The sequence below is a fragment of the Pseudomonas sp. NPDC086566 genome (genome assembly GCF_050280885.1).
Classification (GTDB): Bacteria; Pseudomonadota; Gammaproteobacteria; order Pseudomonadales; family Pseudomonadaceae; genus Aquipseudomonas; species Aquipseudomonas vlassakiae.
In genome coordinates, this window is record NZ_JBNNWD010000003.1 from 257,395 (window position 1) to 272,229 (window position 14,835).

Genomic DNA, 14,835 nt, shown 5'->3' on the forward strand with positions numbered 1-14,835 from the left:
CTCAAACGACATGGATGCTGTTCTGCACCCACAGGTGATGGCTCGGATCTTCCTGGGCCGTGTATTGGTTATAGTCGATGCCGTCGGCGGTCTGGTTCCCGACCAGGGTCCAGTTGTCCGTCATGTGCACCGAATCCTTGTCATCCCCCTTGATGATCAGCGTGTTGTTACCGGCTTCGGTGATCGCCACCACGTCCGCCAGGTTGAGGGTCAGCGCCACTGCACTGGTGTCGTTGAGGTCGATCACCTCGATGTTGTGGATACGGCTGGCCAGGTTGCCGAGGTCGATGCTGGCATCGCCGCCTCCCCACAGCAGGGTGTCGGTACCGCTGCCGCCATCGACGCTGGCGAAGTTCTGGTCGACCACTTCGAGGGTGTCGTTGCCTGCGCCGCCCTCCAGGCTGATGTGCCCGCCCTGGCTGCCGACCAGGTGGTCGTTGCCATCGGTGCCAGCGAGCACTTCGCTGGATGCAGCGGCCGCAACGCTGGCCACGGCGGCGCTGCTGTCGCCGGTGTCGGCCACCAGTGCAGAGAAGGTGCTGACGCTGGCAGCGTTGTCCAGGTTGACGGTCAGGGTGGCGGTGTCGGTGGTGCCGTTAGGGTGGGTCAGCTCATACGTGAAGGTGTCGTGCTGGCCGATCACTGCCGAGGTCAGCCCGCTGTTGAGGGTGTAGGTGTAGCTGCCGTCTGCATGCACCAGCAGCGTGCCGTAGGTACCGGCCACGCTGACACCGTTGTAGCCGGGGATGGCATAGGTGCCTGCGGCCGTCAGCACACTCAGCACGGTCAATGCCGAACCCAGGTTGTCGGTACCGGCCGGGTCGGTGATCAGGTTGCCGCTGGCCACCGTGGCGCTGCTGACCACGAACTCGGTGAGGTAGGTTGTAGTGGTGTTGAGGCTGGTGGTGATCGAACTGGCCAGGCCGATGCCACCGGCGCTGACCACGATGCGGTAGGCGCCAGAACCCTGGTTCTGGAAGGTATAGCCGGCGCCACCCCCCAGCAGGCTGACCAGCGAACTGCCGCCGACCGTCTGCACCACCGCATACTGGCCGGTGGTGGTGTTGAGCTTGAGCAGTTGGATGGTGGTGCCGTTGAGCAGGCTCAACAGGTTGGCGGAGTTGACCACCACCTGCAGGTTGGCCGTGGTGTCGGCGGCCACTGTGGTGGTGTAGGTGGCCGAGCGCGTGCCGACCAGCGGCAGGGTCAGCGAGCCAAGGGTGGCACTGCTGCTGTCGACCCGGTTGGCCAGTGTGATGTTGCTGCTGTCGATGTCATTGACTGCATCCACCACCGTGGCCGGCGCGCTGAGGTTGCTGTCATTCCAGGTTTCCGTGGCCTGCGGGCTGTCGATGCGCACGTAGAGGTTGGCCGCGGAGGTCAGCCCGTTCGGATGCACCAGCTCGTAGCTGAACACGTCCACCTTGCCGACGCTCGCCGGGCTGCCGCTGGGGGTGTAGGTGTAGCTGCCGTCGGCATGGATCACCAGGGTGCCGTACTGGCCCTGCACTGTGGTGCCCGCGCCACTGGCTGCGGTCACGTAGGTGCCGTTGACCAGTATCTTCAGCACGGCGCCGCTGTCCGGGCCGAGCGAGTCGACCGCGCCATTGGTGCCCGGGTCGGTGATGACATTGCCCGAGGCGGCGGTGCCGGTGCCGGTGAACTGGGTCAGGCTGGTGGCGTCGATATCCAGGCTGGTGGTGACCTGGGTCACCAGGCCGATGCCGCCGCTGGCCACGGTCAGGCGGTAGTCGCCGGCCTGCAGCTTGCCGATGTCGACCTGCAGCCCCAGCGGCAGCACGATCAGGTCGAGCAGCCCCTGGGTGTTGCCGGTGGCGATGGTCACCCAGGCGCCGCTGGCGTTCTTCACCTGCAGCGTGAACGTGGAGTTGTTGAGCAGCGCCAGCACGCTGTTGGTGGTCAGCGTCAGGGTCGGATCGGCCGTGGTGCCAGCCGCCACTGTCCAGGTGTAGGTCTTGCTGAAGCCCGACAGCAAGGTGGTGAAGCTGTCGGTGTAGGTGGTGGTGGCGGTGACCGGCGCCAGGTTGACGGTGGCGGTGGCCAGGTTGTTGCTGGCGATGACCGGGGCGTTGGCATCGACGTCCGGTGCGGTGATGTTGACGTTGCCGGAGACGTTGCTGCGTGGGTCGGTCAAGGTTACCGACAGCACCTGGCCGTTGTCCTGGGCTGGGCTCAGGGTCACGGTGAAGGTGCCATTGGCTTGCACCACGGCGGTTTGCAGTACGGTCCCGCTGGCGCTGCGCACGGTGACCGTGGCGCCGACCTCGCCGGTGCCGGTGAGGGTGGTGCCGTCGGCGCTGATCACCAGGTTGCTGGCGTTGGCCGGTGGGGTCAGGTCCGGGGCGGTCACCGCTGTGGCGGTGGAGGTGTTGCCCGCGGCATCGGTGAGGGTGACGCTGAGCGCCTGGAAGTTGACCTGCGCGGTGTTCAGGCTGACCACGTACAGGCCGTTGCTGCCCACCGTGGCGGTACCGAGCACGGTACCGGCGCTGTTGCGCACGGTGACTGTGCTGCCGATTTCGCCGGAGCCGCTGACCGAGGTGCCGTTGGCGTTGATGGCCGCCACTGGGGCGGTCGGCGCAGTGGTGTCGGGCGCGGTGATGGCGGTGCTGCCGGATACGTTGTTGCCGGCGTCCGTCTGGCGCACGACCAGGGCCTGGCCGTTGTTCTGGGTGCTGGTCAGGGTGACGCTGAAGGTGCCGTCGCCCTGCACGACGGCGCTACCGACCGTGCCACTTGGGCCTTGCACGGTCACGGTCGCGCCCGGCTCGCCGTTACCGGTGAGCACGGTACCTGCGCCATTGATCGCCAGGTTGGTGGGTGCCAGCGGCGCCTGGGTATCCGGCGCGGTGTAGCTGGTAGCGCCGGAGATGTTCAGCGCGGCGTCAGCCTGGGTCAGGCTCAGTACCTGGCCGTTGAGCTGGGCGCTGCTGAGGTTGATGCTGAACGCGCCCGCGCCGTTGACCAAGCCGCTGCCGAGCACGTTGCCGGCAGCATCGCGCACCGTCACTGTGGCACCGGCTTCACCGGTACCGGTCAGCACCAGCCCGTTGGCCGACAGCGCGCTGACCACTGGGTTGGCCGGCGCGGTGATGTCGGCTGCGGTGACGAACACCGGTTGCGACTCACCCCCCAGCAGCGATACCGATGTCACCGACAAATGCTGCCCGTTGAGCTGGGCGGCGCTCAGGGTGATGGAGAAACCACCGCTGCCGATATTGGCCAGGCCGCTGCCGATCAGGTTGCCGGCGGCGTCGTAGACACGGATGGAGGTGCCGGTGGCGGCCGTCCCGGTGAGGGTCAGGCCGTCGGCGGCCAGTGTCGCGCTGACGGGTGGCTCCGGTGGTGGCACCAACGGTGTCACGAAGGTCGCCACGGCCGAAGTGTTGTTGGCTGCGTCGGTCTGGGTGACGGCCAGGGAAGCTACCGAACCCGGTGCCGGTTGCAGGTTGATCGAGAAGTTGCCGCCGGCGTCGACCAGGCCGGTACCAATGACCACGCCACCAAAGCTGACACTCACGCGGGCGCCGGCTTCGCCACGCCCGGTAAGGATGTCGTAGTTATTGCTGATGGCGAGGTTGGTCACGACCGCAGGCGGTGAGGTGTCGGCGGTCTGGTACTGGGCGGGCGTCGACGTGTTGCCGGCGCTGTCGGTTGCGATCACTGTCAGCAGCTGGCCGTTGTTCTGCGCCGAGTTCAGGGTCACGGTGAAGTTACCGCCCGACGGCACGGTGACGGTACCGACCACGGTGCCGGACGGGTCGCGCACGCTGATGATGCTGCCCACCTCACCGGTGCCGCTGAGCAACGTGCCGTTGCCGGTCAGGGTGAGGTTGGCGGGCTGAGCTGGTGGGGTCAGGTCGGGCGCGGTCAGTTGCAGCGGTGCGGAAGGATTGCCGGTGGCATCCTGTGCAATGACGCTGAGCACTTGGCCGTTGATTTGCGCTGACGTCAGGTTGAGCACGAAGGTGCCGTCGGGGTCGATGGTGCCCTGGCCGAGCATATTGCCCTGGCTGTCCATCACGCTGACCCGTGCCCCGGCCTCACCGGTACCAACCAGCTGGGTGCCGCTGCCGTTGAGGCTCGCCACCACGGTGGCCGGTGGCGTGCTATCGAGCGCAATCACGGTGCTGATCGGCGAGACGTTGCCGCTGGCGTCTGCGAGGGTAACGTGCAGGAGCTGGCCGTTGAGCTGGGGCGCGCTGAGGTTGACCACGAAGGTGCCGTTGGCACTGACCGTGGCGGTGCCGATTTCGGTGGTCCCGGCATAAACGCGTACTGTGCTGCCCGCTTCACCGGTACCGCCGAGCTGGTTGCCAGCGGCGTTGAGCCGCAGGTCGAGCGCTGCGGCTGGCGGCGTCAGGTCCGGGGCGTTGAGCGTGACTGGCTCGCTGATGTTGCCGGGTGGGTCGGCCTGCTGCACCGACAGCACCTGCTGGTTGATCTGTGCAGGGCTGAGTTCGACCCGGAAGCTGCCATCGGCGAGCACCGTGGTAGTGCCCAGCAGCACGCCGGCTGCGTTGTTCACGGTGACCGTCGCGCCGGGCTCACCGCGGCCAGTGACCACACTGCCGTCGGCATTGATGACCACATTGGTCAGCACGTCCGGCGGCGTGAAGTCCGGGGTCTGCAGGGTGGCGACCGGCGAGAGGTTACCGGCACTGTCGGTCTGGGTGAAGCTCAGCACCTCGGCGTTGCCCAGGGCCGGGTTGAGGGTCAGGGTGAAGTGGCCGCTGGCGTCGACCAGGGCCGTGCCGATCTGCTGGCCGGCCGGGTTGGTGACGATCACCGTGGCCCCGGCTTCGCCACGCCCGGTGATGGTCACACCATCGCTGGAGATGGCCAGTTCGCCAGGCGCAGTCGGCGGTGTGGTATCTGGCGCGGTGATGGGGCTGGCGCTGGACTGGTTGCCGGCGGCATCGGTCAGCACCACTTGCACCGCCTGGCCGTTGGCCTGTGGCGGGTTGAGGGTGACCTGGAAGCTGCCATTGCTCATCACCGTGGCGGTGCCCAGCACGGTGCCGTCGGCGGCGATGACTTTCACCGTGGCATTGGCTTCACCGGTACCGTTGAGCAGGCTGCCACCACCGGCGAATGCCAGATTGGCCGGCGCATCCGGCGCAGTGATGTCCGGTGCGGTGAGGCTGACGCTGTTGGACTCGTTGCCGGCAACGTCAGTCTGCGCGACGCTGAGTTGTTCGCCGTTTAGCTGGGCGGCGGCAAGGTTGACGCTGAAGTTGCCGTTGGCGCCCACTACGGCGGTGCCCAGGTCGACCCCGCCGATACCGAGCACGGTCACGGTGGCACCTGGCTCACCGTGGCCGGTCAGCACCAGGCCGTCGTTGGACAGCGCCAGGTTGCTCAGCGGTTGCGGCGCGGTGGTGTCCGGCGCCTGCAGCTCGGCCGGCAGCGACGTGCTGCCGTCCGTGCCGGTAGCACTGACCTGGAGGATTTCGCCGTTAGCCTGGGCGCTGCCGAGGGTGACGCTGAAGGTGCCGTCGTTGTTGACCGGGGCGCTGCCCAGCAGCACACCGTTGGGGCCCACCACGCTGACCGTGCTGCCCGGTGTGGCGATGCCGGTGACCACCAGGCCGTCCGCGGAGAGCACCAGGCTGCCGGGAACATCGGGTGCGGTGTTGCCCGGCGCGGTGACGTTTTGTACCGGCGAGGTGTTGTTGGCGGCGTCAACCTGCACCACTTCGAGGTTCTCACCCACCGTTGCCGCCGGGGCGAGGGTAACCGAGAAGCGGCCGTCGCTGCCGACCAGGGCCGTGCCCAGCGCGGTGCCGTCCGGTGCGCGCACGGTGACCGTCGCGCCGGCCTCGCCGGTGCCGGTCAGGGTGGCGCCATCGGTAGAGACGGCCAGATGAGCGACAGCGGCTGGAGGCGTTGTGTCGGCTGCGGTGTAGGCGGCCACGGGCGAGACGTTGCCGGCGGCATCGGTAGCGGTCACCTGCAAGACCTGCCCGTTGGTCTGCGGGCTGTTCAGGGTGACCTGGAAGGTGCCGTTGGCGGCGGCCACCGTGGTGCCCAGCACATTGCCCGCCGCATCGCGCACGGTGACCGTGCTGCCGGATTCGGCACTGCCGCTCAGTTGCAGGCCGCTGCCGGCCAAGGCAAGGGCGGTGGGCGCCGCAGGCGGAGTATGGTCGGGGGCCGTCAGCGTGACGGCGGCAGAGGTATTGTTGCCAGCGTCGGTCTGGGTCACGCTCAGGCGCTCGGCGTTGAGCTGCGCGCTGGTGAGGGTGAGGGTAAAGCTGCCGTTGGCGGCCACCACACCGGTGCCGATGATGGTACCGTCCGGGCCACGCACGGTCACTGAGGCGCCAGCTTCACCCAGGCCGGTGAGGGTCAGGCCGTTGTTGTTGAGCACCACGTTGGTCAACGCCGCCGGGGCACTCAGGTCGGTAGTGACGACAGTGACCGCTGGCGAAGTGTTGCCTGCAGCATCCAGCTGGGTCACGCCGAGTGCCTGGCCGGTGGCCTGCGAGGTGGCGAAGGTAACGGTGAAGCGCCCGTCGGCGCCCACGGTGGCAGTGCCCAGCACGGCACCGCTGGCATCGCGTACCTGTACCGTGGCGCCCACTTCACCGCTGCCGGACAGCTGCCGGCCATCGTTGCTGAGCGTTGCGTTGGTAACGGCCGACGGTGGCGTGCGGTCTGGGGTCGCCAGGCTGGCCGGGCCGGACACGTTGCCAGCGGCATCGCTGAGGGTGACCTGCAGTGAGCTGCCGGTGGTCTGTGCGCTGGGCAGGGTGATCTGGAACTGCCCGCTCTGGTTCACCGTACCGGTGGCGAGCACGGCGCCGCTGGCGTCGCGCACGGTCACCAGTGCACCGGCTTCGCCCTGGCCGCTGACCACGGTGGCTGCGCTGTTCAGGCTGAGGCCGGTGGCGATATCCGGGGCTTGCAGGTCAGGTGCCTGCAAGGTGGCGGCCAGCGAGACGTTGCCGGCGGCGTCGGCCTGGGTGATGGTGAGGTTCTGCGCGTTTGTCTGCGCTGGCACCAGGCTGATGCTGAACAGGCCGTTGCTGCCCACGATGCCGCTACCTACGACCGTGCCGCTGGCGTTGGTCACGCTTACGGTCGCACCGACTTCGCCATGGCCGCTGAGCGTGCTGCCGCTGCGGTTGATGGCAACCTGGGTGGGCGCGTCGGGGGCGGTGGTGTCCGTTGCCACGATGGTGGCAGGCACCGACGGATTGCCGCCGGCCGAAGCGCGAGCACTGACGCTCAAGGTTTGGGCGTTGAGCTGAGCGTTGGCGAAGAAGATGCGGAAGAAGCCGTCGCTGCCGACCGTGCCGGTGCCCAGCGTGGTGCCGCCGGAGGTGACGGTTATCAAAGAGCCGACGGTACCTTGACCGGTCAGCAGGAAGCCGTCTGCACTGATGGCAAGGTTTGTCGGTGCGGCGATCTCACTGCCATTCGGGCCGTTCACGGTGATGCCGGTTTCGTTGTTACCGGCGTCATGCACTACCAGTTGCACGCTGTCGCCAGCGGCCAGTGGTGGGTTGACCTGGACCACGAAGGTACCGTCCGGGCCGACCGTGGCCGTGCCCAGCTCGGTGCTGCCGTCGCGCACGATTACGGTGGTCCCCGGTTCGGCAGTACCGCTGATGGTGCCGCCGTCGGGGCTGACCGCGATGTCGGTTGCCGGTGCAGGTGGCGAAGTGTCAGCTGCAGTAACGCTGGTTGGTGCAGTGCTGTTGCCGGTGGCATCGGCGACCACCACGGTCACGGTCTCGCCGTTGATCAGGGCAGGGGACAGGGGAACGCTGAAGCTGCCGTCGGGGTTGACCGAGACCGTGGTTTCTATACCGGTCGAACTGATCACGGTGACGGAAGCCGCGCCAGGGGCGTTACCGGTCAATGCAAGGCCATCGGCGCTGATCGCCAGGCCGGTGGGAAGCTCGGGTGGGGTCAGGTCCGGTGCGGTGGCTTGCGCGGCGCCGGAGATGATTCCCTGCGGGTCGGTCTGGGTGATGTCGAGGGTCTGACCGTCCAGTTGCGGTGGGTTCAACGTCACGCTGAAACTGCCGCTGGCTGGCACCACCACCGATCCCAGCAAGTCGCCCGCAGCGTTGCGTACCTGCACGGTCGCTCCGGCTTCGCCGGTGCCTAGCACCAGGGTACCGTCGGCGCTCACTTGCACGCCGCCCGGTGCTGCCGGGCCGCTGGTATCGTCAGCGGTGAAGGGTGCCGAAGGCGAGGTGTTGCCAGCGGCGTCGATGAGCACCACCGACACGGTTTCGCTGTTGGTCTGTGCTGGCGTCAGGGTGATGCTGAAGGTGCCGTCGTCTTCGACTACGCCGCTGCCGAGCAACTGCCCGGCGGTGTCGCGCACTTGCACGGTGGCTCCGGCCTCGCCCCGGCCCGTGAGGGTGAGGCCATCGGCACTGAGCCCGAGGCCTTGGGCAGGCGCGGGTGCTTCGAGGTCGCTGGCGGTTACGGTGTTGGCAGGCGAGGGGTTGCCCCCGCCGTCGGTCTGGATGACGGTCAGGGTCTGGCCGTTGAGTTGCGGTGGGGCGATGCTCACGCTGAAGCTGCCATCGGCTTGAACCGTGGCAGTACCCAGGACTGCGCCGCCAGCACCGGTAACCTGCACCAGCGCGCCGGGCTCACCATTACCGGTGAGTTGCGTACCGTTGCCGGACAGCGCCAGGCCGGAAGTAATGGCCGGCGGTGTGGTATCGGGTGCAGGCAGATCGACGGCGGCGGAAACGTTGCCAGCAGGGTCGCGCTGCTCGACGGTGAGCGCCTGGCCATTGGTCTGAGGTGTATCGAGCGTGACTTCGAAGTTGCCATTGCCACCGACCAATGCGGTACCCAGGACGCTGCCATCGGGGCCGCGCACGGTGACGGTGGCGCCAGGTTCGCCAGTGCCGCTGACCGTGGTGCCGTTGCCATCGATGGTCGGCGTGCTGACGGTTTGCGGTGGGGTGCTGTCGGGTGCGGTGAAGCTCACCGGCCCGGCGCTGTTGCCCTGGCTGTCGGTGGCCTCTACAGTCAGGCTTTCACCGTTGCGCTGCGGCTGGCCGAGGGTGACGTCGAAGCGGCCGTCGGCACCGACCGTGATGCTGCCCAGGACGTTTCCGTTGGCGTCGCGCACGGTGACGATCGAGCCTGCCTGGCCTTGCCCGGTAAGATGCAGGCCATTGCTGTCGATGGCCAGGCCAGAAGGTTGCAGCGGGCCGTCCAGGTCAGGCGCAGTGAGGGTGGCGGTGGAGCTGTTGCCTGCGCCATCTCGCAGCACCACATCGAGTACCTGGCCGTCGGTCTGGGCCGGGCTCAGGGTCACGGTGAAGGTGCCATTGGCAGCGACCACCGCAGTGCCCAGCACGGTGCCCTGGGCATTGCTGATTTGTACCGTGGCACCTGCTTCGCCGCGGCCGGTCAGGGTCACGCCGTCGGCGCTGAGCTGCAGGTCGCTGGCTGTATTCGGTGGAGTGATGTCCGGGGCATTGATCTGGCTCGGCAACGAGCTGTTGCCGTCGGCGTCGATGGCCACCACGTCGAGCAATTCACCATTGGCCTGGGCAGGGTCGAGGGTAATGGTGAAGGTGCCATCGTTACCCACCTGCGCGCTGCCGATCACCGTGCCGTTGGCATCACGCACTTCCACCTGGCTGCCCACCGGGGCGGTGCCGCTGATCGACGAGCCGTCGGCGGCCAATACCAGCCCGGCAGGGCTCTCAGGCACTGCGATGGCAGGGACGATGACGGTGAGCGAGACCGAAGGGTTGCCGGCGGCGTCGGTCTGCTGCAGCACGATGTTATCACCGGCGCTGACCGGGCCGTCGAGGTCGACCAGGAAGGTGCCATTGGCTGCGACTACACCGGTGCCGATGACCACGCCATTGGCATCACGCACTTCCACCGTTGCACCCGGCTCGCCGCGGCCACTGATGACCAGGCTGCCAGCACCGACTATGACGTTACTGATGATTGCCGGTGGGGTGATGTCAGGTGCGGCGTAATCAAGCGGCGCGGAGCTGTTGCCCGCGGCATCGGTGACGGTGATGGCCAAGTGTTCGCCATTGGCCTGGGCCGGGTCGAGGGTGAGGCTGAAGCTGCCGTCCGGCTGGGCGATGCCGCTGCCGATCAGGTTGCCGTCAGCATCGCGCACTTCCACGCGGGCGCCCGCTTCGGCGCTGCCGCTCAGGGTCACGCCGTTGGCCAGGCTGAGGCCGCTGGGTTGTGCTGGCGGCACCAGGTCCGGCGCGGTCAGCGGGCTTGGCGTCGAGACGTTGCCAGCGGCATCGGTGAGTGTGACTTGCAGCGATGAGCCATCGACCACCGGCGCATTCAGCTGCAGGGTGAAACTGCCATCCGCTTGCACGGTTCCGCTGCCGATGACCTGGCCTTGGTCGTCAAGTACCTGGACGGTGGCGCCTATTTCGCCACGGCCCGAGACCGTGCGCCCGTCGGCGCTGATGATCAGGTCAGTCGCCGGTTGCGGCGGCGTGGTGTCACCGCCACCGTCTACATCTGGCGCAGTGACGCTGCCCGGCGTGGAAGGGTTGCCTGCCGCATCGGTAGCGGTGACCTGCAGCTGTTCGCCATCGATCTGCGGTGGGTCGAGGGTTACGCTGAACGTGCCGTTGGCTTGTGCCACGGCAGTGCCCAGCACCGTGGTGCCATCGGCGGCCAGTACGCGCACGGTGCTGCCGGGCTCGGCGCGGCCAGTGACGACAGTGCCGTCGGCACTCACGGCAAGATCGCTTGGCGGAATCGGGGCGGTGATGTCGGGCGCGGTGACCTGTACGGGCAGTGACGAGGCACCCGAGCCATCGACGGCGCTTACGTCGAGCAGTTCACCGTTGGCCTGCGCCGGGTTCAATACCACGGTGAAGGTGCCTTCGGCACCGACGGTCACGCTGCCGATCAGCGTGCCATTGGCGTCACGCACCTCCACGCGGCTGCCGACGGGCGCACTGCCGCTGATGCTGGTGCCATCGGTGGCGATGGTCAGGCCGCTCGGGCTATCCGGTGTCTGGGTCAGTGGTACGTCGAATTGCAGTGTTTCGGACGCGTTGCCCGCCGCGTCGGTCTGCACCAGGGTAAGGCGTTCGCCGGGCTGCGCGGCGGGCGCCAGATCGACCAGGAAGGTGCCATTGGCACTGACCGTAGCGCTGCCGATCAGGTTGCCACTGGCATCGCGCACTTCCACCGTGGCACCGGCCTCGCCGCGGCCGCTCAGGGCCAGGCCGCCGTTGCCGACCACGATGTTGCTGACTTCGGCAGGCGGGGTGATGTCGGGGGCAGCGAATGCCAATGGTGTGGAGGTGTTGCCGGCAGCGTCGGTCAGGCGCACGTCCAGCAGCTCGCCATTGGCCTGGGCCGGGGCGAGGGTCAGGGTGAAGCTGCCGTCCGGGCCGACCTGGCCGGTACCGATGACGGCACCGTTGGCGTCGCGCACTTCGATGGCGGCGCCCGGCTCGCCTCGGCCGGTGAGGGTCACGCCAGCGGCCAGGGCCAGATCGGTGGGTTGTGCCGGGGCCTGCAGGTCGGTCGAGGACACCGTGCCGGGTTGCGAGACGTTGCCGGCCGCGTCAGTGAGGGTCACCTGCAAGCTGCTGCCGTCCTTCACCGGCGGGGCGAGGGTGATCTGGAAGTTGCCGTCGGCACCCACGGTGCCGCTGGCGATCAGGTTGCCGCCGGCGTCGCGCACCTGCACGCTGGCGCCCGCTTCGCCGCGGCCGCTGAGCTGTTGGCCGGCCAGGCCAATGACCAGCTGGGTCGGGGCATCAGGGGGCGTGGTATCAGGCGGGTTGCCGATGCCATCGTCCGGTGCGGTGATGGCGGTGGCGCTGGAAACATTGCCGGCAGCGTCGGTGGCCGTGACTTGCAAGGCCTGGCCGTCGGTCTGCGGCGGCTGCAAGGTGACGCTGAACACGCCGTCGGCACCGGCCACGGTGCTGCCCAGGACGGTGCCGTCGGCACCCAGTACCCGCACGGTCGAGCCCGGTTCGGCACGGCCGGTGAGCGTGTTGCCTTGTGCGTTTATCACCAGTGCCGTCGGGGCATCAGGCGGCGTGGTATCGGGCGGGTTGCCGACGCCGTCGTTCGGTGCGGTGATGGTGGTGCCGCTGGAGACATTGCCGGCAGGGTCGGTGACCGTCACTTGCAGAGGCTGGCCATCGGTCTGCGGCGGTTGCAAGGTGACGCTGAACTGGCCGTCGGCGCCGGCCACGGCAGTTCCCAGCACAGAGCCGTCGGCACCGCGTACCTGAACGGTCGAACCTGGCTCGGCGCGGCCGGTGATGGTATTGCCCTGCGGGTCTATCGTCAGTTGCGTCGGTGCAGAAGGCGGGGTGGTGTCCGGGGCTGTCACCGTACCAGCCTGCGAGGTGTTGCCTGCGGCATCGGTCTGCGAAACAGCCAGGTTTTCGCCGTTGGCCTGCGGGGTGTTCAGGGCAATATCGAAACTGCCATCGGCATTCACCGTACCGCTGCCAATCAGGTTGCCGGCAGCATCGAATACATTCACCGTGGCGCCCGCTTCACCACGCCCGCTCAGGCGCAGGCCATCGGGCGAAACCAGCAGGTCGATGGGCGTGGCCGGGGCAGTGGTGTCGCCCGGCGCGTTGCCGCCGCCCCCTCCGCCGCCACCCCCGCCATTCGCGGCGGCTGCCACCCCGCCGACGCCTAGCAGGCTGAGTCCGGCGATGGCAAAGGTCGAGGTTTCGTTACCCGCGGTGCCGATGCCGGCCACCAGTTCATCGAGCGAGTTCACCTCATCGAACGTGAAGCCGGTGAACGCTGTCGCGTCATAGTTGGCGTGCCACAGGGTGCCGTCTTCGCCGACGAACACCATGTCACTGCCAACCCCTGCCTGGTCCACGGCGAAGAAGTTGCCGATGGTGACCTTTTCTCCATTCTTGAGCGTGACGATCAGGTCCTGGCCACGCCGGGTGACGGTCGCCACCTGGTCGGGAGCAACGGGCATCTGCACGACGCCTGGGTTGTTGAGGGTGATATTGCCCCAGGCATTCTGGGTGGCGACGGCAGATTGCTTGTCGGCGACGACGATGTTGTCCATGAGTGCTCCCTGCTGGTTTTCGGTACGCAGGACCGTCTTCGCGATCCTTGGTTGGCACAACCTGGCCGAAAAGCGGCCGCGTAACCGGCGATTAGGGAGATATAGCAGCCCAGCGGATTGCCACCAGATGGCTTTGCGGATAGTCCTTTAGTGAGTGTTGGCTCAGCGAAGCCCCAGCCGACGGGCCAGGCGGCTCAGGTTGGCACGGTCCAGGCCAAGCTCGCGGGCTGCAGCGGCCCAGTTGTCCTGATGCCGTAGCAGGCAGGCCTGGATGAGCTGGCGCTGGTGATCATCGAGGGCTTCGCGCAGGCCACCGACGGGTAGGGGCAGGGCAGTGGGCGTGGCGTGGGGAAGGGTGCCGACCGTGGCCGGCTGGGCTGTGCGCAGGTCGAGGTCGCCGGCCTCGAGCGTGAGAATGCGCGGGCGCTTCGGGTGTTGGCCCATGGCCTTCAGGGCCGAGCGGCCGATCAGGTGTTCAAGTTCGCGCACGTTGCCCGGCCAGTCATACGCCAGCAGCGCTGCTTGCGCTTCGCTGCTCAGGCGCAGGCTGTTCAAACCCAGGCGTGATCGGTTCTGTTCGAGGAAGTAGCCGGCAAGAAGCAACACATCGCGCCCGCGTTCACGTAATGGCGGCACTTGTAGCGGGTAGACGCTGAGGCGATGGTAGAAGTCGGCGCGGTAGTTGCCTGCGCGCACCTCCGCGGCCAGGTCGCGGTTGGTCGCAGCGATCAGGCGTACGTCGACGCGGTGTTCACGGTCCGAGCCCAGGCGTTGCAGTTGGCCGCTCTGCAGCACGCGGAGCAGCTTGGCTTGCACGGTCAGCGGCAACTCGCCCACTTCATCGAGAAACAGTGTCCCGCCGTTGGCCAGTTCGAACTTGCCGCGTCGCTCGCCGTGGGCGCCGGTGAAGGCACCGCGCACATGGCCGAACAGTTCGCTTTCCACCAGCGTGTCAGGAAGGGCTGCACAGTTGAGGCTAACCAAGGGTTTGTCGGCGCGGTTGCTGGCCTGGTGCAAGGCCATGGCGACCAACTCCTTGCCCACACCGGTTTCGCCGGTGATCAGCACGGTCAGTTCGCTGCCTGCCACCAGACGGATTTCTTCCAGCAGGCGCTTGTGCGCCGGGCTCTGACCAATCAGTTCCTTGTCCTGGCCGCTGGCCTGGCGGTAGATCTCGGCGCGATGGTGCTCGTCTTCGGCGCGCAGGGCCAGCTGTTCGATGCGTTCGGCCACGGTCACCGTGGCAGCGGCCAGGCTGGCGAACGCCTGCAGGGCGTCGAGTTCCAGGCTCTGGAACTGGCCGGGCGTGAGCGCGTCGAGGGTCACCAGGCCCCACGGGCGTTCGTCGACCATCAGCGGGCAGCCCATACAGTCGTGCACTTCAAGGTCGGCCTCAGGTGCGTTGACCAGGCCGTCGTAAGGGTCGGGCAACTCGGAGTCGCTGGCAAAGCGTGTCGGTTCCGACCGGCTGAGCAGGATCTGAAAACGCGGGTGCTCACTGACCTTGAAGCGACGGCCCAAGGTATCAGGCGACAGCCCATCGACCGCCAGCGGCACCAGCCACTCGCCGTCCAGGCGTAACAGCGCGGCGGCATCGCAGGGCAACAGCCCGCGCATGGCCTGCAGCAGGCGCCGGTAGCGCTCCTGGTCGGGCAAGTCGCGGGACAGGTCACTGACCAGGGGCAGCAAGGCGGTGAGCAAAGGCTTCGTAGTCATATGGACTCCTGTAGGTCAATTTGACTATACGTGATGATGAGTCATTTTGACATGTC

The 14,835-nt window shown here is 67.5% G+C and carries 2 protein-coding genes; both read right to left on the minus strand.

The window, feature by feature from the left end:
• Position 1 precedes the first annotated feature (1 nt).
• The gene (locus tag ACQKPS_RS08430) at positions 2 to 13,063 is read right to left on the minus strand and encodes a BapA/Bap/LapF family large adhesin (RefSeq protein WP_427603603.1); all 13,062 of its coding nucleotides are present in this window, start codon (positions 13,061 to 13,063) and stop codon (positions 2 to 4) included.
• A gap of 162 nt (positions 13,064 to 13,225) precedes the next feature.
• A complete protein-coding gene (norR, locus tag ACQKPS_RS08435; RefSeq protein ID WP_427603605.1) occupies positions 13,226 to 14,779 on the minus strand; it encodes a nitric oxide reductase transcriptional regulator NorR in 1,554 nt (517 codons plus the stop codon).
• Positions 14,780 to 14,835 lie beyond the last annotated feature (56 nt).

Bases quoted from the DNA above. Each gene is read 5' to 3' on its own strand.
- ACQKPS_RS08430 (WP_427603603.1), bottom strand. From the start codon at position 13,063: ATGGACAACATCGTCGTCGCCGACAAGCAATCTGCCGTCGCCACCCAG.
- norR (WP_427603605.1), bottom strand. From the start codon at position 14,779: ATGACTACGAAGCCTTTGCTCACCGCCTTGCTGCCCCTGGTCAGTGAC.